At 50.1% G+C, this 20468-nt stretch carries 23 protein-coding genes; 12 read left to right on the top strand and 11 right to left on the bottom strand.

Annotation, left to right across the window (positions count from 1 at the left end):
- Positions 1-137 precede the first annotated feature (137 nt).
- The 9 genes from argC (at position 138) to KDM87_RS10975 (ending at position 7803) form a co-directional block, all read left to right on the top strand.
- Positions 138-1175 carry an N-acetyl-gamma-glutamyl-phosphate reductase gene (gene argC, locus KDM87_RS11015; RefSeq protein ID WP_212679100.1) on the top strand — a complete coding sequence of 346 codons (1038 nt, stop codon included), beginning with the start codon at positions 138-140 and terminating at the stop codon, positions 1173-1175.
- 7 nt (positions 1176-1182) lie between these two features.
- Positions 1183-1908 (top strand): DUF6776 family protein, encoded by a 726-nt coding sequence (locus KDM87_RS11010; protein ID WP_212679099.1) that lies wholly within the window; start codon positions 1183-1185, stop codon positions 1906-1908.
- A gap of 78 nt (positions 1909-1986) precedes the next feature.
- Positions 1987-2379, top strand: coding sequence for a bactofilin family protein (locus KDM87_RS11005; RefSeq protein ID WP_186882878.1), 393 nt, complete (start codon positions 1987-1989; stop codon positions 2377-2379).
- 50 nt (positions 2380-2429) lie between these two features.
- Positions 2430-2780, top strand: a complete 351-nt coding sequence (gene erpA, locus KDM87_RS11000; protein WP_186882879.1) for an iron-sulfur cluster insertion protein ErpA — start codon at positions 2430-2432, stop codon at positions 2778-2780.
- Positions 2781-2919: 139 nt separating this feature from the next.
- Complete coding sequence (locus KDM87_RS10995) at positions 2920-4407, top strand: FAD-linked oxidase C-terminal domain-containing protein (RefSeq protein WP_212679098.1); 1488 nt, start codon at positions 2920-2922, stop codon at positions 4405-4407.
- Between the two features lie 31 nt (positions 4408-4438).
- Entirely contained in the window at positions 4439-5503 is a 1065-nt protein-coding gene (glcE, locus tag KDM87_RS10990; protein ID WP_212679097.1) for a glycolate oxidase subunit GlcE, read from the top strand.
- Between the two features lie 6 nt (positions 5504-5509).
- Positions 5510-6739: a glycolate oxidase subunit GlcF gene (gene glcF, locus KDM87_RS10985; RefSeq protein WP_212679096.1), complete on the top strand. Its 1230-nt coding sequence runs from the start codon at positions 5510-5512 to the stop codon at positions 6737-6739.
- 9 nt (positions 6740-6748) lie between these two features.
- Positions 6749-7081, top strand: a complete 333-nt coding sequence (locus tag KDM87_RS10980) for a CidA/LrgA family protein (RefSeq protein WP_212679095.1) — start codon at positions 6749-6751, stop codon at positions 7079-7081.
- Complete coding sequence (locus KDM87_RS10975; RefSeq protein WP_212679094.1) at positions 7078-7803, top strand: LrgB family protein; 726 nt, start codon at positions 7078-7080, stop codon at positions 7801-7803. Before KDM87_RS10980 ends, KDM87_RS10975 begins: the two co-directional genes overlap by 4 nt.
- A 36-nt stretch (positions 7804-7839) precedes the next feature.
- On the opposite strand, the gene KDM87_RS10970 is transcribed toward KDM87_RS10975, so the two are convergent.
- From KDM87_RS10970 to KDM87_RS10960, 3 genes are read right to left on the bottom strand one after another with little or no spacing between them, the layout of a single operon-like run.
- Positions 7840-8325 (bottom strand): glutathione peroxidase, encoded by a 486-nt coding sequence (locus KDM87_RS10970; RefSeq protein WP_212679093.1) that lies wholly within the window; start codon positions 8323-8325, stop codon positions 7840-7842.
- Positions 8326-8327: 2 nt separating this feature from the next.
- Positions 8328-9464 (bottom strand): PilT/PilU family type 4a pilus ATPase, encoded by a 1137-nt coding sequence (locus KDM87_RS10965; RefSeq protein WP_186882886.1) that lies wholly within the window; start codon positions 9462-9464, stop codon positions 8328-8330.
- Between the two features lie 24 nt (positions 9465-9488).
- Positions 9489-10532: a type IV pilus twitching motility protein PilT gene (locus KDM87_RS10960; protein ID WP_186882887.1), complete on the bottom strand. Its 1044-nt coding sequence runs from the start codon at positions 10530-10532 to the stop codon at positions 9489-9491.
- A gap of 143 nt (positions 10533-10675) precedes the next feature.
- Between KDM87_RS10960 and KDM87_RS10955 the strand changes: the two genes are divergently transcribed.
- Positions 10676-11380, top strand: coding sequence for a YggS family pyridoxal phosphate-dependent enzyme (locus KDM87_RS10955; RefSeq protein WP_212679092.1), 705 nt, complete (start codon positions 10676-10678; stop codon positions 11378-11380).
- The gene (proC, locus tag KDM87_RS10950) at positions 11370-12197 is read left to right on the top strand and encodes a pyrroline-5-carboxylate reductase (protein WP_212679091.1); all 828 of its coding nucleotides are present in this window, start codon (positions 11370-11372) and stop codon (positions 12195-12197) included. Before KDM87_RS10955 ends, proC begins: the two co-directional genes overlap by 11 nt.
- Positions 12198-12203: 6 nt before the next feature.
- Here the strand turns inward: proC and KDM87_RS10945 are convergent, their stop codons facing one another.
- From KDM87_RS10945 to ubiA, 4 genes are all read right to left on the bottom strand, one after another.
- Positions 12204-12515 (bottom strand): YqjK family protein, encoded by a 312-nt coding sequence (locus tag KDM87_RS10945; protein ID WP_212679090.1) that lies wholly within the window; start codon positions 12513-12515, stop codon positions 12204-12206.
- Between the two features lie 8 nt (positions 12516-12523).
- Positions 12524-12907, bottom strand: a complete 384-nt coding sequence (locus tag KDM87_RS10940) for a phage holin family protein (protein ID WP_212679089.1) — start codon at positions 12905-12907, stop codon at positions 12524-12526.
- Positions 12908-12910: 3 nt separating this feature from the next.
- Entirely contained in the window at positions 12911-13222 is a 312-nt protein-coding gene (locus KDM87_RS10935; protein WP_186882892.1) for an ElaB/YgaM/YqjD family protein, read from the bottom strand.
- A 146-nt stretch (positions 13223-13368) separates the two neighbouring features.
- A complete protein-coding gene (gene ubiA, locus KDM87_RS10930; protein WP_212679088.1) occupies positions 13369-14235 on the bottom strand; it encodes a 4-hydroxybenzoate octaprenyltransferase in 867 nt (288 codons plus the stop codon).
- Positions 14236-14749: 514 nt separating this feature from the next.
- Here ubiA and KDM87_RS10925 point away from each other — a divergent pair.
- Positions 14750-15535, top strand: a complete 786-nt coding sequence (locus KDM87_RS10925; RefSeq protein WP_230407709.1) for a helix-turn-helix domain-containing protein — start codon at positions 14750-14752, stop codon at positions 15533-15535.
- A 52-nt stretch (positions 15536-15587) separates the two neighbouring features.
- On the opposite strand, the gene KDM87_RS10920 is transcribed toward KDM87_RS10925, so the two are convergent.
- From KDM87_RS10920 to recG, 4 genes are all read right to left on the bottom strand, one after another.
- Positions 15588-16532, bottom strand: a complete 945-nt coding sequence (locus KDM87_RS10920; protein ID WP_212679087.1) for a hydrogen peroxide-inducible genes activator — start codon at positions 16530-16532, stop codon at positions 15588-15590.
- A 224-nt stretch (positions 16533-16756) separates the two neighbouring features.
- A complete protein-coding gene (locus KDM87_RS10915; protein WP_212679086.1) occupies positions 16757-17671 on the bottom strand; it encodes an SDR family oxidoreductase in 915 nt (304 codons plus the stop codon).
- 114 nt (positions 17672-17785) lie between these two features.
- Positions 17786-18280, bottom strand: coding sequence for a GNAT family N-acetyltransferase (locus KDM87_RS10910; RefSeq protein ID WP_212679085.1), 495 nt, complete (start codon positions 18278-18280; stop codon positions 17786-17788).
- A gap of 4 nt (positions 18281-18284) precedes the next feature.
- Positions 18285-20450, bottom strand: coding sequence for an ATP-dependent DNA helicase RecG (recG, locus tag KDM87_RS10905; RefSeq protein ID WP_408058730.1), 2166 nt, complete (start codon positions 20448-20450; stop codon positions 18285-18287).
- Positions 20451-20468: the final 18 nt, after the last annotated feature.

Below are 20468 nucleotides of genomic sequence, written 5' to 3'. Positions count from 1 at the left end.
GCAGGAATTGCTACAAAAAGCCGCCCTTGGGCGGCTTTTTGCTTTTGTGTGCTGAGTTGCGGATGAGTTCCGTGAAGTGCGTTTTGAGATGACTGACTGCTGTTAAAATAGCGGAAAATTTCTTGCAAGGAACGTCAATGATTAAAGTTGGAATAGTAGGTGGTACGGGTTACACAGGGGTAGAGTTATTACGTTTGCTGGCAATGCATCCAGCAGTGGAACTGACCGCAATTACGTCGCGTAAAGAGGACGGCTTACCTGTGGCAGACATGTATCCATCACTACGTGGGCGTGTTAACCTGACATTTTCTTCGCCTGATAAGGCGAAGCTGACAGAGTGCGATGTCGTTTTTTTTGCGACACCTCACGGTGTGGCGATGGCGCAAGCGCAGGAATTGTTGGCGGCTGGTGTCAAGGTGATTGACCTTGCCGCAGATTTCCGGATGAAAGATGTTGCTCAGTTCGAGAAATGGTATGGCATTCCACACACGTGCCCTGATGTGCTGACCGAAGCCGTTTATGGTTTGCCTGAGCTGAATCGTGATGCGATCAAAACCGCACGGGTTATTGGCAATCCGGGTTGTTATCCGACGACCATGCAATTGGGTTTCTATCCGTTATTGAAAGCCGGAATTGTCGATGCAACGGATTTGATTGCTGATTGCAAATCCGGAGTGTCAGGTGCCGGACGTAAGGCTGAAATCGGTATTCTGTTTTCCGAGGCGAGCGATACATTTAAGGCTTACGGCGTTTCAGGCCATCGCCATACGCCGGAGACAATAGAACAATTACAGCGTATGACTGCACAAAAAGTGGGATTGTTATTTACTCCTCACCTGGTGCCGATGATACGCGGTATGCACTCGACTTTGTATGCCCGCCTGAACACCGATATCAGTAACGACGAATTGCAGGCGTTGTTTGAAAATGCCTACAAAGATGAGCCATTCGTTGACGTCATGCCATTTGGCTCTCATCCGGAAACACGTTCTACCCGCGCTTCTAATATGCTGCGTCTGGCGTTGCACCGGCCGAATAATGGCAAAACCGTGATCGTTCTCGTAGTGCAGGATAACCTTGTAAAAGGTGCATCCGGGCAGGCTGTGCAGTGTATGAACTTGATGTTTGGTCTGGATGAAGTAGCTGGATTACAGCATATCCCGGTTTTGCCGTAACTCATACATGGCAAAGAAACGACTCTGGCAACGACGCCATCTGGCGTCGAAAATGACCATTACGCATCAACAGCCGTGGCCGCTCCGGCTGGCCATGCTGGTATTGGTGATCGCATTGACGTCTGCTGTCGCATGGTGGACCTATGATCTTGGAAAGAGCTTTGCATTCGGAACAAAGTTTAATCTGAATCAGATGCAGTCACTTGAAACGCAGGTAAAAGAGCTGACAGCTGAGCGCGATAAGTTGTTACTGGAAGCAAACACGATAGAAAGTAAGCAGAACATTGATCGTTCCATGCAGAAAGAGCTGACGGATCAGATCAAAGCGCTGACTGCAGAAAATCAAAAGCTGAAAGATGATCTGGCTTTTTTTGAAGGCGTGATGCCGTCAACGACAGGGAATGATGGGATTACCGTTCAGAATCTGAAGATAGAAATGCTCGCACCTGGCCAATTGCGTTATCGTGCTCTGGTGATGCAAGGTGTAAAAAATGGCAGAGATTTTAATGGTGAATTGCAATTTTTATTAGGTTTGGTACAGGCAGGTAAACCTGCTACGATGTATTTCCCTGATCCCAAATCGGGCGAAGCTGGTAAATTAAAATTATCGTTCAGACATTACCAGCGACTGGAGGGAGTCATTACCCTTCCAGATGGTGCGGTCGCCAAAAATGTCCAGGTAAAAGTGTTAGACCGGGGCCAAGTCCGCGCTCAACAAGCGGTTAATTTATAAACCAGCATCAATTAATTCTGAGTTGGAAGATAAAGCTCATGAATATTGTTGATCTATGCCCTGAAAAGGAATTCTTTCATGTTCAGTCGTAAAACAAAAAGCACCATCGATAGCCTTATCGGATCCACTACAAGAATTGAAGGTGATCTGCATTTCAAAGGTGGCTTGCGCATTGATGGACACATTCGTGGCAACGTTATTGCTGATACTGAGTCGTTGAGCATGCTGGTCATTTCAGAGCAGGCCGTTATTGATGGTGAAGTAAGGGCGGCACACATCGTCGTGAATGGTGTGATTAACGGGCCAGTGTTTTCAACAGAATTGTTAGAGTTGCAGCCTAAGGCAAAAATTTCTGGCGACGTTCACTACAAAACGCTGGAGATGCTTAGCGGTGCCCTGGTATCTGGCAAACTCACGCATGATCTTGCGCAAGAGCCTGCAACTCTGAAACTTGCAGCGTCCAATGCATAGTTCCGGAGTCGGGACTATAATGAGAACATCTTAGATCCAAGGAGCAAAAAATGAATGCTGTAGCCGAAATGCCAACACCAATCAATTTCACAGAAAGCGCAGCTGCAAAAGTTGCTCAGTTGATTGAAGAAGAGGGTAATCCTGATTTGAAATTACGCGTTTTTGTACAAGGCGGCGGATGTTCAGGTTTTCAATACGGTTTTACGTTCGATGAAATCACGAATGAAGACGACACCACCATGACAAAAAATGGTGTGCAGTTGTTGATTGACTCTATGAGCTATCAATATCTGGTGGGTGCTGAAATCGATTATAAAGACGATCTGGAAGGTGCGCAGTTTGTGATTAAAAATCCGAATGCCTCCACCACTTGTGGTTGCGGATCTTCATTCTCCGTGTAAGCACTCTGAATGCTAAAAAAGGACGCTGTGGCGTCCTTTTTTTATGTCCTGAAAAAAATTCAGTCAGTAAAGTTTAAAGTATTCATCCCAGATACATCAAAGCTGATTACACTGGCAAAAAAACAGATGGGGTAAGGCGATGGAGCAAAACAGTTCAAATGATTTGTATGGGGGGCGGCAGCAGGAAGTCGTGAAAGCGCTGCGGCAGGCATTACCCGGGCATTGCATCCTGCATCATGAAGAGGATGTCCGTCCATACGAGTGTGATGGTTTGGCGGCCTACCGTCAGTTGCCCATGATCGTTTGTCTGCCGGAAAGTGAATCGCAGATTATCGCGGTGATGGAAGTTTGCCGCCGTTTGAACGTTCCCATCGTACCCCGTGGTGCTGGAACCGGCTTATCTGGCGGTGCGATGCCGATCGCCGATGGTGTCGTGTTATCCACCGCTAAATTCAATAAAATTCTGAAAGTAGATGCTTACTCGCGAACGGCAGTGGTTCAGCCGGGTGTGCGTAATCTGGCAATCTCGGAAGCGGTATCACCTTTAGGTTTGTATTATGCGCCGGATCCTTCGTCGCAGATTGCCTGCACGATAGGCGGTAACGTCGCAGAAAACTCTGGCGGTGTTCACTGTTTGAAGTATGGTCTGACCGTACACAATGTGCTGCGCGCGCGCGTAGTCACCATTGACGGTGACGTTGTTGAGCTGGGTAGTGAAGCGCTGGATGCACCGGGTTTAGATTTGCTTGCAGTGTTTATCGGCTCCGAAGGAATGCTCGGCATCGTCACCGAAGTAACCGTCAAACTGGTACCGAAACCGCAGGTTGCGCGCGTCATTATGGCTTCATTTGATGACGTGGTGAAAGGCGGAAATGCGGTTGCAAACGTGATTGCTGCAGGCATTATTCCGGCAGGTCTGGAGATGATGGATAAAACCTCATCACGTATGGTCGAGCCCTTTGTTAAAGCCGGTTACGACATTGATGCAGAAGCGATTTTACTGTGTGAGTCTGACGGTACGACGGAAGAAGTCGAAGAAGAAATCGCTCGCATGTCTGCCGTGCTGGAACAAGCTGGTGCGACGGCAATCGCGGTTTCTCAGAGTGAGGCGGAACGTTTGCGTTTTTGGTCTGGTCGTAAAAATGCGTTTCCCGCAGCGGGACGTATATCGCCGGATTATTACTGTATGGATGGAACGATTCCCCGGAAGCGCTTATCGGAAGTATTAATAGGCATCACCCATATGGAAGAAAAATATGGTTTGCGCTGCGCCAACGTGTTTCATGCCGGCGACGGTAACTTACACCCGCTGATCATGTTTGATGCGAATAAGGAAGGCGAGTTTCTGCGGGCCGAGGCATTCGGTGCAGAGATACTGGAATTATGCGTCACCGTCGGTGGCACGATTACTGGTGAGCATGGCGTTGGTATTGAAAAAATTAATTCCATGTGCGTGCAATTTTCACGTGAAGAGCTGGATGCTTTTTTTGCGGTGAAGCGTGCATTTGATCCCCATAGTTTGCTGAATCCGGATAAGGCGATACCAAGCTTGCATCGCTGCGCAGAATATGGACGTATGCATGTGAAACAGGGAAATCTGAAGTTTCCTGATTTGCCTCGTTTCTAAAAAAATAAAAACCATATAAATGGACACCGTGATGAATAACTTGATAGAAGGCTTCCGGGAACGGATATTGAATGCCTCACAGAACCACCTTCCACTACAAATCGAAGGCGGCGGCAGCAAGCGTTGGTATGGTCAGGCAGCGCAAGGTGGCGTGCTTGATACCCGGGCGTATTCCGGTATTCTGGCGTATGAGCCGACCGAACTGGTATTGACTGCACGCTGCGGTACACCGCTCGCTGAGATCGAGGCACTACTGGCAGAAAATAATCAGATGCTGGCATTCGAACCTCCCAAATTCAGTGCAATGGCGACCATAGGAGGCATGCTTGCCGCCGGTTTGTCGGGGCCGCGTCGCCCGTATGTCGGCGCTGCACGTGATTTTATTCTTGGTGCGACATTGATGGATGGTCGCGGACAAGTGCTGGAGTTCGGTGGTCAGGTTATGAAGAATGTTGCTGGCTATGACGTCTCGCGTTTGCTGACAGGCTCGATGGGAACCTTAGGTCTGGTGTTGAATATTTCCGTTAAAGTGTTGCCACGCCCGTTTGCAGAAACGACATTAGTATTTGCTTTATCCGAAGCCGATGCGATTCAGAAGATGAATGAGTGGGCCGGACAGGCATTGCCGTTGTCCGGTAGCTGTTGGCACGTAGGGCGGCTGATGTTACGACTCTCTGGCGCTGAGGCCGCTGTGCGCGCCGCAAAGCAACGATTGGGAGGAGAGGAGATGCAGGATGCCGCTTCTGCCTGGAACGATTTGCGTGAACAGACGCATGATTTCTTTTCACAGGATGAGGCACATGGTTTGTGGCGTTTATCCGTTCCATCTACCACTGCGCCTTTAACTCTGACCGGTAAGTCGCTGATAGAGTGGGGCGGCGCGCAGCGCTGGTTGTTCAGCGATGAAAGCCCTGCTGCTATTCGTGCTGCCGCACAAGCGGCTGGCGGTCATGCCACCTTATTCCGTGGCGGCGACAAGAGTATTGGCGTCTTTACGCCCTTATCCGCTCCGCTGGCAAAGATACATCAGCGTCTGAAAGTCGCTTTCGATCCCTCAGGTATTTTTAACCCTGGCCGCCTGTACAAGGATTTTTAATTCGCTATGCAAACTAATCTCGCAGACTTTATTAAGAATACCCGTGAGGGTAAAGAGGCCGATGACATATTGCGCAAATGTGTGCATTGCGGTTTTTGTACAGCGACATGTCCTACCTATCAATTGCTGGGTGATGAACTCGATGGTCCGCGTGGCCGTATTTATCTGATCAAGCAGGTACTTGAAGGCAAAGTCGCCACTGAAAAAACGCAGCAACATCTTGACCGTTGCCTGACTTGCCGTAATTGTGAATCGACCTGTCCGTCAGGCGTTCAGTACGGACGCTTGCTGGATATTGGCCGTAAGGTCGTAGAAGAGCAAGTGCCGCGGACGCTGAAGCAGAGGTTCATCCGGAGTACGCTGAAAACGCTGTTGCCTACGCCTTGGATATTCAAACCGGCAATGAGCCTTGGCCAATCCGTGCGGCCATTATTACCTAAAGCATTGCAGAATAAGGTGCCGGTAAAACAAGTTGCCGGATTGTGGCCGCAGCAACAGCACACCCGGAAAATGTTATTGCTGGATGGTTGTGTGCAACCATCGATGTCTCCGAATATTAATTATGCGACCGCCCGGGTACTGGACACTTTAGGTATCGAGCTGATCAGTGCTCCGAAAGCAGGCTGCTGTGGCGCGATTCGTCATCACCTGAATGAACAGGACGCGGCACTGAATGATATGCGCAATAACATTGATGCATGGTGGCCATATGTAGAGTCTGGTGCCGAAGCCATCCTGATGACCGCATCCGGCTGTGGCGTGACCGTCAAAGAATATGGACATCTGCTTGCGCATGATGAGGCGTATGCAGCAAAGGCGCAGCGTATCTCTGCTCTGACGCGCGACCTGAGTGAAGTGTTGCCTGCATTTGAGACCGAGCTGGTTGGCAGATTACAAGGCAAACTCAGGCAACGTATCGTCTGGCATCCGCCTTGTACTTTGCAGCATGGACAGCAAATCCGTGGCAAAGTCGAAGGCTTACTGAAAGCACTGGGAATTGATGTGCAGATGTGTGCCGACAGCCATTTGTGTTGTGGTTCTGCCGGAACCTATTCTGTTTTGCAACCGGCGTTGTCTTATCAGTTGCGGGATAAAAAATTACACAATCTGCTGGCGACAAAACCAGACATGATTTTATCGGCGAACATCGGTTGCCTGACGCATTTGCAATCAGGAACAGACACGCCGGTCAAACACTGGGTCGAATTAATTGATCATGCGTTAACCAATGCCTGAGTCAAGATCATGATCCGGACGTTTTTAATACTCCTGATTTTTCAGTGTCTGGGCGAAGGCTTTGTCTTTATGACGAAAATGCCCGTCCCAGGGCCCGTTATCGGGATGTTGTTACTATTTGTTTTTTTGTTGCTGAAAAAAGAGGCTGCACCGAAACTGATACCCGGCGTGCAGGAGTTGCTCAGGCATTTATCCTTGCTGTTTATTCCGGCCGGTGTTGGCATCATGGTGCACGGAAAAACTGTTCTGGATGAATGGATACCGTTGGTCATCGCACTGGTGCTGAGCACCGCGATTTCGATTGTTGTGACAGCCTTGTGTGTGAAGTGGATGTCGCGATGAACGCAAGATTAGCAGACGTATGGGTTTATCTGGCAGCATCGCCTCTGCTGGGGCTGACGGCAACTCTGCTTGCCTATCAACTTGCCTATGCGATCTATGTCCGATGTAAATTCAGCCCGCTTGCAAATCCGGTCGCGATCTCAGTCGCAATGCTGGTGCTGGTATTAATTGGAACCGGTACGTCGTATCAGACTTATTTTTCAGGTGCGCAATTCGTCCATTTCTTACTGGGACCGGCAACAGTGGCTTTGGCCGTGCCGCTGTATCAGCAGATGAATAAGCTGCGCTCACAGTGGAGGGCATTTCTGCTTGCTGCTGTGTTAGGAAGTGCGTCTGCGATTGGCACCGCGATGTTACTTGCGCAGTGGTTCGGTGCGTCACATGTGACGGTATTGTCGCTCGCGTCAAAATCGGTCACGATGGCGATTGCGATGGGGATTACGGAAAAAGTCGGCGGCTTGCCGTCGTTGACTGCCGCATTGGTCATGCTGACCGGCATACTCGGCGCGATGATGGCGACGGGTATCCTGAATTTTCTGCATATCAAAGATGACAGCGTACGCGGCTTTGCATTAGGCGTGAGTGCACATGGTATAGGAACAGCCAGAGCTTTTCAGTTAAGCGAAGAAATGGGCGCGTTTGCAGGTCTGGCAATGGGGTTGTCGGGGTTGCTGACGGCAATATTTTTGCCGCTGGCATTGCAATGGTTGGGAATAATATGATCTGCCCCAACCATACAATGCAACTTAAAACAGAACTTATTTCCCAGCGATGAGATTTTCCACATCCTGAATAATATCCGCTGGTGCTATTTGTGGCGCATAGCGTTTAAACACCGAGCCGTCTTGTTTAATCAGAAATTTAGTGAAATTCCACTTAATCGCCTGTATGCCCAAAAGACCTGGAGCTTCGGATTTCAGGTGCTGAAACAGCGGATGTGCATTTTTGCCGTTGACATCAATTTTCTCAAACAGAGGAAAAGTGACGCCATAATTTTTTTCGCAGAAACTGCCGATTTCATCCGCCGTTCCCGGCTCCTGATGGCCGAACTGATTGCATGGAAATCCAAGTACCACCACGCCCTTGTCTTTAAACTGCTGGTAGACCGCTTCCAGCCCTTTGTATTGGGGCGTAAAACCGCATTTGCTTGCGGTGTTGACGATCAACACCACTTTTCCCAGATACTGTTTCAGGTCAACTGCTTGGCCCTGCAAATTAGTGACGATGTAATCAAGTGCGCTCATAGTTAAACGATGCCTAAATGGTGAGTACCAGCGCTAAGGTCACGCTCTTTTGACTCTTTACCCTGCAACATGATTGCGAGACGTAATTCATTCACAGAATCCGCGTTACGCAGTGCATCTTCATAGGTAATTTTGCCAGCTTCATGCAAATCAAATAAATCCTGGTCAAACGTACGCATGCCGAGTTCACGTGATTTCTTCATGATTTCTTTGATCTCATGGACCTGACCTTTGAAGATCAGATCTGAAATCAGTGGAGAGTTCAGCATAATTTCAACTGCGGCAACACGGCCTTTACGTCCTTTTAATGGTATCAGTCGTTGCGAAATGACAGCTTTCAGGTTTAATGATAAATCCATCAATAATTGCGCCCGACGCTCTTCCGGGAAGAAGTTGATGATACGGTCCAGTGCCTGATTTGAACTGTTTGCATGCAAAGTTGCGAGGCATAAATGGCCGGTCTCTGCAAACGCAATCGCAAAGTCCATGGTTTCACGATCACGGATCTCACCAATCTGAATGACATCAGGTGCCTGACGCAACGAGTTTTTCAACGCGGCTCCCCAGTCTTCGGTATCGATGCCGACCTCGCGTTGCGTCACGATGCAATTCGCATGTGGATGCACATATTCGATAGGGTCTTCAATGGTAATGATATGACCGTAACTGGATTGATTGCGGTGCCCCACCATCGCTGCCAGCGTGGTTGACTTACCTGATCCTGTTGCGCCGACCATGATCACCAGACCACGCTTGGTCATCACAACCTCTTTGAGGTTTTCCGGTAAACCCAGGTCTTCTAATTTAGGAATGGCTGTGGTGATTGTCCGCAATACCAGACCGACACGGCCTTGCTGCATAAAGGCGGAGACGCGGAAGCGTCCCATACCGGCAGGATTGATCGCGAAGTTACACTCTTTAGTTGATTCGAACTCAGCTGCCTGCTTATCGTTCATGATCGCGCGTGCCAGATCAACCGTATGTGCCGGTGTCAGTGGCTGGTTCGATACTGGCGTGACTCTGCCGTCGATTTTAAACGCTGGTGGGAAGTCTGCGGTGATGAATAAGTCTGAACCATTTTTGCTCAGCATCAGTCTGAGCAGGTCATGCATGAATTTGGTTGCCTGATCGCGTTCCATGTTTGTCTCTTTCTATCTGATCAATTAACCTGGGAAATTTTCCGGAATTTTCGCTGCTGCGCGTGCTGTGCCTACCGAAATCACGTTGCGCTTCACCAGATCTGTCAGGTTCTGATCCAAAGTCTGCATACCCATGTTGTTACCGGTCTGTATTGCGGAATACATCTGAGCAATTTTTGCTTCGCGGATCAGATTACGAATCGCGGGCGTACCGATCATAATTTCATGGGCAGCAACACGTCCCGAGCCATCTTTAACTTTCAGCAGCGTTTGCGAAATCACAGCCTGCAAGGACTCTGACAGCATCGATCTGACCATTTCTTTTTCTTCAGCGGGGAAAACGTCGACAATACGATCTATCGTTTTAGCGGCTGAGGATGTATGCAAGGTGCCGAAAACCAAGTGACCTGTTTCGGCGGCAGTCAATGCCAGACGAATCGTTTCAAGATCACGCAACTCACCAACCAGAATCGCATCAGGATCTTCACGCAAAGCTGAACGCAAAGCGTTATTAAACGACATGGTATGCGGGCCGACTTCACGTTGGTTGATCAGGCATTTTTTTGATTCATGCACAAACTCGATAGGATCTTCGACAGTCAGAATGTGTCCGTACTCATTCTCATTCAGGTGATTTACCATCCCGGCCAGCGTGGTTGATTTTCCTGAACCGGTCGGTCCGGTAACGAGAACCAGACCGCGAGGTTTTAAGGCAAGATCAGCAAAAATACGCGGCGCATTCAATTGTTCCAGCGTTAAAATTTTTGATGGAATCGTACGCATAACGGCAGCCGGGCCACGTTCCTGATTAAACGCATTCACACGGAAACGTGCCAGTCCCGGAATCGCAAAAGAGAAGTCACACTCCAGAGTTTCTTCGTAAATTTTGCGCTGCGAATCATTCATGATGTCGTAGATCAACTCATGTACATCTTTATGCTCGAGTGGTGGCAAATTAATTCGACGTACGTCGCCGTGTACCCGTATCATTGGTGGCAGGCCTGATGATAAGTGAAGATCGGAGGCGTTATTCTTGACGGAGAACGCAAGCAGTTCAGAAATGTCCATTTATAATTCCGGTAATTGGTGTACGTCTTTGATGACAATTGCGATAACGCGTCGATAACGCGGCGTCAAAGCCTAGTGCATTTTGCTCTAATAAAGAAGAGCAAGCAAAAAATTGATGAAGTTCCCTACAAAATTTTCTGATTATGTCCTTAATTTCTGACAACTTGCAAGCCGTACTTGATGACATCTGGGCAACCGAGCAGAGGTTTGATCGCCCGTCGAAGTCGGTCAGACTGTTAGCTGTTTCTAAAACTTTCGGTGCAGAAGCGATTCTGGAGGCTGCGCAGCATGGGCAAACTGCGTTTGGCGAGAATTACCTTCAGGAAGCGTTAGAAAAAATCACCTTGATGCAGAGCAATGCGCCTGAGCTACATCTTGAATGGCATTTCATCGGGCCAATACAGAGTAACAAAACAAAGCCGATTGCCGAGCATTTCGACTGGGTACATTCGGTAGACAGAGAAAAGATCGCAGTTCGCTTGTCGGAGCAACGGCCAGCAACCATGGCCGATTTAAATATCTGCCTGCAAGTGAACATCAGTGGCGAAGAGAGTAAAAGTGGTGTTTCTCCGGAAGATGTGGTAGCGCTGGCGTTAAAAATCTCCGCATTACCCCGTATCCGTTTGCGGGGATTGATGGCGGTGCCCGAACCAACCTCGGACGTCGCACAGCAGCGTCTGGCATTCCGTCATTTAAGAGAGTTAAGCGAAAAAATAGTGGCACAGGGAATTTCCTTGGATACCTTATCGATGGGGATGAGTAGCGACTTGCATGCTGCCATTGCCGAGGGCAGCACGATGGTCAGGATAGGAACAGCAATTTTTGGGAGTAGAAATTATGCAAAATAAATTAAAGATCGCTTTTATCGGCGGCGGTAATATGGCATCCGCACTGATTGGCGGTTTGCTGCCGGATTTTACGGAGCCAGAATATATTCATGTTATCGATGTAAATCAAACGTCTTTAAACCGGCTGGAAACTGAATTCGGTGTGACCACTGCGTTAAGTATTGATGAGCGTTTGCAGGCCATGGATGTGATTGTTCTGGCTGTTAAACCGCAGCAATTGCGCGATGTTATCGGCGCATTAGCGCCATTCATTCAACACCAGTTATTGCTGACAATTGCCGCAGGTATCCGCACAACGGATATTTCCCGCTGGCTGAATTCATATCCGACGATTGTCCGTGCAATGCCGAACACGCCTGCATTGATTGGCAAAGGCATTACTGGTTTATATGCGATGCCGGGCGTCAGCGAGCAACAGAAGAAAGTCGCAGATGACATTCTGCGTTCGGTTGGGCTGACTTCATGGTTAGACGAAGAATACCTGATTGATGCTGTGACTGCGGTTTCCGGCAGTGGCCCTGCTTATGTTTTTTACTTCATTGAAGCGATGCAGGAGGCCGCGGTGGCACTCGGTCTGAGTGCAGAACAGGGAACGCAATTCGCCATCGAAACTTTTGAGGGCGCAGCACAACTGGCGATGCATTCGAATGAATCCGTTGCAGTATTGCGGGAGCGGGTGACCTCGAAAGGGGGGACAACCTATGCCGCTTTAAGCAGCATGGAAAACAGTGAAGTGAAACAAGCGATCATCCGCGCCGTTCATGCAGCTGCTGCCAGAGGTGCAGAGCTGGGCGATGAATTTGGTCAGCAGGAATAAACTAAACTACTGATTTCCAGCTTGTCTGAGTAATGGCGCAAGTTTGCGCCATGTTTGCCAGGCCCGTAACGAGGTCGTTATGACGGACAGGGCGCGGGCAGGCTTCACTACATAAACTGCCGCTGCCAGCACTACGCCTAATATTGGTTTTTTTCTGACTGCGACTACAACTTTCGCCGCGCAATTCAGACTGAATTCAGCAAACTCGATTGATTGCTGAAGCTCTTGCGTTTGAATAGACAATAGCTGTCGTTGCGCATGCACTTTTAACAGTAATGCTTCACGGCGGAAAGCAAGTTTTTCTTTGTAAGCCGACATTATTTTCCTCAGTTCGGAGTGGAGTGAGGAAAATTATCGCGCAGTGCCTGCCCATCTTTTTCTAACTCTGACAAGGTCAGTGAGAGCAGTCTTGGCTTTGCTTGTAACTGTTGGTGTATCCACCAGGTAATGCCCGCAGCCGCAACTGCAAACACGGCAATCAGACCTGAAATTAACTCAATTCTGTGGGTGTCCCAAAATACGGCAATCAACAGAACCACAATCAGGACAACGGCGCAGCAGGCACAAAACAGCGCCGTCAATGACCATAGAAGAATAGAGGAAAAGCGGCTCAGCTCTTCCTCTATTTCGACCGCAACCAGTTCCAGACGTGTATGGACGATGCCTGAAAAGGTCGCGATGAGTTTCCCCACAGAGTCGAGAATAGCCATGAGTTACTTACTACGTCCGATCAGCAAACCGAGCAGCAAGCCAACGCCTGCGGCGATACCGGCAGATTGCCACGGATTTTCTTTAACATAGACATCGGTTGCTTTCGCCGCATCTTTGGTTCTGGTGATGACCAGATCTTCAACACGTTGCACTTCCGCCTTCGCATTTTTCAGCGTCTGTTCAAAACGCGCTTTTGCCGATTTGAAACCTTCACCAGTCTGCTGCTCTGTATTTTTCAACATTTCTTCGGCATCGCGTATGACCTGATTCAGATCGTGCATCAATTGATCTTTGTGCTGTTCTATTGAGCTCATCGTATTTCCTTTAAAAGTGTTGATAAGAGTACCTGTTGATAGTCTAGGTAGTACAACATAACTGCTTTTGCGACAGATCAAACAGAGTGGCACTTATTTGCTGCGCTGACTTATAGCGCTGGTGTTCATTACTTTGATCGTCGCATTTAATGTAATACATAGTCAACAGCAACACCAGCAAAGATTGCCGCACCGAGCCAGTTATTGTGCCTGAACGCGGCGAAGCAGCGCATCCGGTCACGGTCTTTGATCAGGTTGTAATGATAGATCGCGCAGGCGGCAGCGACGGCGATGCCTGCGAAAAACCAGTTACGCAGACCATAGGAGTAACCGATCAATGTGATCATCGCGAGGCTAACGACATAGCAGAGCATAATCGCCTTCACATCAAACTGACCGAAGGTAATCGCGGAGGTTTTGATCCCGATTTTAAGATCATCGTCCCTGTCCACCATCGCATATTCGGTATCATACGCAACAGTCCAAAAAACATTCGCGACCAGCAGCATCCATGCCGTCCATGGGACGGTGTTTTGTACCGCGGCAAACGCCATCGGAATGCCGAATCCATAAGCGATACCGAGATAGGCTTGCGGAATGCCGAAGAAGCGCTTGAAATACGGATAGGTCGCGGCAATCACCACCGCAAGAACGGATAATTGTTTCGTCAGCGCATTGAGCGGAAGAATGAGTGAAAAGGCGATCAGCGACAATGCCAACGCAATCAGCAGGGCTTCTTTGCCGGATACTTTGCCGCTGGTCAGAGGACGATCTGCAGTACGTTTGACATGCTTGTCAAATTCTCTGTCGGCGTAGTCATTGACTGCGCATCCCGCAGAGCGCATCAACGCTGTACCAAGGCAAAAAATCACCACCAGTTTCCCGTCAGGCACACCATTGCTCGCCAGCCACAGTGCGATCAATGTTGGCCACAACAGTAAGACGATGCCGATAGGTTTATCGAGCCGTACCAGTTTTAAATACCATTGCAATCGCGAGAGTAAAGCGTTCATGTCTTAAAGCGGAGTGATTTTAGCCCCGCCATTATAAGTGCGATTTGCGCTTGTATTTGCGCTCGTGCCAGAGCGTTTCTGGGCTTGAGCTGCGCACTGCAAATGTCTCAGGTGAGCAATGAAGGTTGGCGTCTGCTGGCAGGGTCACGTCGCCAGTCAGTATCCGAGCGGTAATTCACCGGACATTCCGCTTCTGTGGGCGCAGTGCAAGCGGGCTTGAATGGCTTTTCGCTTGTTCTTCCTATCACATAGCCTGAGGCAAAAACGGCCAGGGTAACGCAGATACAAGCAAAATATCGGATGATTGATTTCATTTCTTACTTTCAATGTCAGATGAGAAGTGGCCCTGATGGAATTGGATGTCTGGAGTGGAGTTCAGGGACGACGATAAGTGAAAAGAGTTTCTCAATACTGTGAACTTCGTACTATTAAAATGTTCAAAGAATAAATTTTCAAGATGCTTGGTATTGAAAGACGATACTATTCGCGAACTGCTTATTCGATGGAGGCGCAATTGAGTTCACCTGAATTATTGCTGAATGTGTTACGGACAGAGCTGCGTGCTGCTGGTGTGACGTATAAAATTCTTGCCGAACGTATCGGCATGAGTGAGTCCAGCGTTAAGCGCATGTTTGGACAAAAGGATATGAGTCTGTCGCGTCTGGCGCAGATATGTAAGGCGTCAGGTATCGCGATGGAGGATGTCTTGCGGCAAGCGGCGGACGTTGCGCCACATTCGGATAATCTGACGCTGGCGCAGGAAAAATCCCTGATTGCCGAACCCAAATTATTGTTAGTGGCAATCTGTTGTCTTGGCCATTGGACCTTAGAGCAGATTGTGGACACCTACGAAATCAGTCAGGCAGAAACAATATTGCATCTGGTCGCACTGGATAAGCTGGAATTGATCGAATTGCGCCCAAATAACCGTTACCGGCTGAACGTCTCACCGGCATTTCACTGGCTGCCGGATGGTCCGGTTCAGCAGTTTTTTCGCGACTATGTCGTAAGCGATTATTTCAATGGCCGCTTTGATCATGTGGGCGAAACCTTGCTCTGTGTGCCGGCTCGGGTTTCCAGTCGTAGTGCGCAGGAAGTCGTACAAAAAATTCAGCAATTGGTGGCAGAGTTGGCGCGTCTGCATCAGGAAGACCGGAAACTGCGACCAGAAGAAATCGATGGATTTACTTTGCTCGTCGGTTTCCGTTCATGGGAATTTTCTGCGTTTACCGCTTTACGTCGACCTGAGTCTAAGCCAGCGATGACCAGCATTACTCATCAGATTGCAACGAAGAAGTAGTTTTTCCGATGTTGCAGACAGACGCGCTTAGCAGTCTGACGCCATCGTCTGGTTATTGCGCTGCGGGCGGTAAATCCAGCATGGTCACGCCGGGTAAATCGCAGGCCAGCACTGCCTGATGAATGGCTTCGATGGCCGCCTGGCGGGTAAAACTTTTGCGCCAGGCAATCACGACACGGCGATCTGGCACGGGGGCAGCGAATGGCACGTAGCGCAGCATGCCATCCTTGGCATTCATATCCGGCACTGAGGCGACCGGCAGCACTGTCAGGCCTATACCTGAGGCCACCATGTGGCGTATGGTTTCGAGCGATGAACCTTCAAAGGTACGGGCGATGCCATCGCCAGTCGTTGAGAATCTTGCCATTTCAGGGCAAACCTCTAACACCTGATCGCGGAAGCAATGACCGTTTCCGAGCAACAGCATGGTTTCCGATTTCAACTCTTCTGCGGAGACTTCCTTGCGCTCAGCCCAAGCATGATCACTTGGCATCGCGACGACAAAAGGCTCGTCATACAAGGCTTGCGTCATCAGACCCTGATCCGGCAACGGTAAGGCCATGATGGCAGCATCCAGTTCGCCCTGACGCAGCAATTCCATCAGTTTGACCGTGAAATTTTCCTGTAATACCAGCGGCATTTGCGGCACTTGTCTGATCATGGTTTTGACCAGCGTTGGCAACAGGTAAGGGCCGATGGTGTAGATCACGCCGAGACGGAAAGGGCCTGCCAGCGGGTCTTTGTTTTGCTTGGCGATTTCTTTGATGGCGGCGGTCTGTTCCAGCACACGCTCTGCCTGCGCTACGATCTGCGCGCCCAGCGGCGTTGTTGAAACTTCTGTGCCACCACGTTCAAATATCGTGACTCCCAGTTCGTCTTCCAGTTTTTTGATCGCAACCGATAGCGTCGGCTGGGCAACAAAACAAGCTTCTGCTGCATGGCCGAAATGTTTCTCGCGCGCGACTGCGACGATGTATTTTAATTCTGTGAGTGTCATGAGCTTAGTTTGGCACAGAGTCTTGCTGGCGTCAGCAATCTGATTTATTTATTTTCGGGAGAATGTGCAAGGATAAATATATGGCGGGGAGTATATTTGAATATCCTTGTATCTATTGGGGGATAGATATGAAAATTCGCCATACTCCCCTGGAGTATATCTTTCATCCAGTGTCACGATGGTGCCCTGGATGAAGATGAATTTCTGATTTAACGCTGTTACATTTATTTTTTCTGCACGTGGCTCATTGCTTTGGTCAGTTCCAGATGCCCTTGTGCGGCACCACTTTCTGGAACGATTTCACCGTCGCGCTGGCGAACTTCTGCCAGCCGCGCTGCCAGTTGTTCCGGGGCATCGCCTTCGCGTCCGACCCAGATGCCTTGTGTCATGGTGATATTGGCGGCCTCAAAACTGCCGGCACCGGCGCATAGTATGGTTCTGGATGGTGCGTTTTCCGCCGCGAGCACCAACATTGCCGGAACCACATCTGCCGGTTTTAATGCCTCTAAAAACTCCGCCGGGAACAGGCTTTCCGTCATACGGGTGGCGGCTGTCGGTGCCAGGCTGTTGACATGGATATTGTATTTCGCGCCTTCCAGTGCCAGCGTTTGCATCAGGCCGACCAATGCCATTTTGGCAGCGCCGTAATTTGATTGACCAAAGTTTCCATATAATCCGGAGGAAGACGTGGTCATAACGATGCGACCGTATTTTTGTTCGGTCATGACAGGCCACACCGCTTTACAGCAATGAACCGCGCCCATCAGATGCACATCCATCACGAGCCGGAAATCATCCAGCTCCATTTTGGCAAAACTTTTATCGCGTAAAATCCCTGCGTTGTTGACCAGAATATCAATGCGGCCCCATTGTTTGAGGGTGTCTTCCACCATTGCCTGCACCGCGGCAAAATCGGTAACGGACGCACCGTTCGCAATGGCTTCACCGCCCGCTGCACGGATTTCCTCGACGACTGCTAAAGCTGCAGCGGATGAGCCACCTGAGCCATCGCGTGCGCCACCCAGATCGTTGACAACCACTTTGGCGCCACGCGCAGCCAATGCCAGCGCGTGTTCGCGCCCCAAACCCCCACCTGCACCAGTCACGATTGCGACACGGCCTTTGAAATCTATTGTCATTTTTTCTCCTGTTGTAATTTGAAGTCGTTGGCAGACTCAGCCCTGACATGTCGAGTGTATGCTATTTCTTCCGACATGTAGCCGCAGGCAGTTCCGTTTTTTAGAGCGCGGCAACTAAACAGGTTGTGCGCCAATTTTCTTTTGCATGATGATCGCCCCACCAAATTCCGGGTTCAGTTCATACGGCGCGAAACCTTCTGCGCGATAGAGATTTTGTGCACGTGTGTTCCCTTCCAGCACTTCCAGAGTCATCTTGCAATAACCAAGTTGTTCGGACAGGGTCGTCAGGTGCTGCATCATTTTATTGCCTATGCCCTGACCACGAAAATCAGGGTGCACGGCAAAGTCGTGAATGTTTAGCAGAGACTTGCAGGCAAAGGTGGAGAAACCTTCGATACAAATTGCAAAACCAGCAGCCTGATCATTCACATAAGCGAGAATGGCCCGCACGGTATTGCGTTTGTTGAGTTCGCTAATGAGATTGGTCTGCGCATAATCAGACAGGGCTTCACCGCCACCCATAGGGTCTAGCGCATACATATTAAGCATGTTGATCAGGTCTTGTGCATGTTGCGGCTTATTGAAGTCGACATTAACGATGTTCAGCATAGATTCACACTCTCAGAAATTCTTCTTTGTTGCCCAGCCAGCGCTCTAAGTGCGCGGCGACGGTGACGGGGTCATTTTTTAATAAATCAGCCGCCAGATTTCTGGCTTTTTCAACCAGCCATTGATCTGTCTCCAGGTTCGCAAAGCGTAGCATGGCTTCGCCGGATTGGCGGGCACCGAGAAATTCGCCGGGGCCGCGTAACTCCAGATCTTTACGGGCGATCTCAAAGCCATCATTGCTTTCGCGCATGGTCGCCAGCCTTTGTTTGGCGGCGCCCCCCAACGGCCCCTGATACAGCAACAGGCAGACACTGGCGGCCGCGCCACGACCGACGCGACCACGCAGCTGGTGGAGTTGTGAGAGTCCGAAGCGCTCAGCGTGTTCAATCACCATCAGGCTCGCATTCGGGACATCGACCCCGACTTCAATCACGGTAGTCGCCACCAGCACTTGAGTGCGGTTGTGAATAAAATCATCCATGACAGCCTGCTTTTCCGCCGGCTTGAGTCGACCGTGTACCAGTCCGACCTGCACTCCCGGCAATGCAGCCGCCAGCATCAGATGAGTGTCAGTTGCAGTTTGCAGTTGCAGGGTTTCGGATTCTTCGATTAAGGGGCAAACCCAGTACACCTGTTTGCCTTCCTGCGCTGCTGCATACACCCGAGCGATTACTTCATCGCGGCGGTTCTGATCTATCACGCGGGTAACGATAGGCGTGCGTCCCGGTGGCAATTCATCAATCACGGATACTTCCAGATCGGCGAAATAGGTCATCGCCAGTGTGCGCGGGATCGGTGTTGCTGACATCATCAACTGATGCGGAATTTTCCCTGCTTCGGCCTTATTTGCCAGATTCAGACGTTGGCTGACGCCAAAGCGATGCTGTTCATCGACGATCACTAATCCCAGCTTTTTGAACTGCACGGTATCTTGTATCAGTGCGTGCGTGCCGATGACCAGCTGCGCCTCACCGGAGGCAATCAGTGCATTGGCCGCTTCTTTTTCTTTTTTCTTCAGACTGCCGGTCAGCCACGCCGTTTTTACACCCAGCGGTTCCAGCCACGCAGCGATTTTTCTGAAATGCTGTTCTGCCAGAATTTCGGTCGGCGCCATCAGCGCAGCCTGAAAGCCATTGTCGATCGCTTGTGTTGCCGCCAGCGCAGCGACGATGGTTTTACCGCTGCCGACATCCCCTTGCAGCAGACGTTGCATGGGAAAGGTTTCGCGTAAATCGGCACGGATTTCTGCCAGCACTTTTTCTTGTGCGCCTGTCAGTGAAAAGGGCAGATTCAATAAAAACGCATTACTGAGTTCGCCGGTGACCGGCAGCGCGTTTGCGCCTTTGCTGCGGCGTGTGATCTGTGCCCGTTTTAACGAGAGTTGCTGTGCCAGCAGCTCATCAAATTTCATGCGTTCCCACGCCGGATGTTCGTGCTCCATCAGGCTGTACTGATCGATATCCGGCGGCGGATTGTGCAGCGTGCGTACGCTGACCTCGAAACCTTGTAAATCTAAGGCGGCTAAACGTGCTGGCGACAAGGTGTCACGCCAGTTGACTCTGGTCATGGCGTTCGCAATGGCCTTGCGTAGCAGCGCTTGTGGCACACCTTCTCCGGAATGGTAAACCGGGGTCAGAGCGGTTGGTAATGGCGCCCCTTCATTCACGATTTTGTAGCCGGGGTGCACCATTTCCGCACCAAAAAAACCATGCCGCAATTCGCCACGTGCCCTGACGCGCACGCCCATTGCTAATTGTTTGAGCTGGCTGCCGTAAAAATTCAGAAAGCGTAAAACGACTTGCCCGCTATCGTCGCTGATGGTGACAACCAGTTGGCGGCGCGGGCGATATTGCACATCCGATGCGGTCACGACGCCTTCCACCTGCACGGTGCTGCCACCGCGCAAGGCCGCATCATGCATGGGGATAATGGCGGTCTCATCCTCATAGCGCATAGGCAGATGCAGGACGAAATCCATGTCTTTGCGCAAGCCTAGCCGGGCGAGTTTTTCACTGGCTTTGCTGGCGCTGCCTGACGCTTTGGACGACGTTTTTTTTCCTGACTGGCGGGCTGCTTTGATTGGTGATGCGTGCGTCTCTGTGCTTGCGCTTGGGTCTTCAGCTGCCATGGGTGTAAAATGGTGGGTTTTGCTGTTGGCTCGGTTGTGCAGGAAATTCCTGTTGCGGCT

This window comes from Cognatundibacterium rivi (assembly GCF_018139565.1).
Taxonomy (GTDB): Bacteria; Pseudomonadota; Gammaproteobacteria; order Burkholderiales; family Burkholderiaceae_D; genus Undibacterium; species Undibacterium rivi.
Note: the sequence above shows the minus strand (reverse complement) of the source record. Positions and strands in the feature narration are given on the sequence as shown.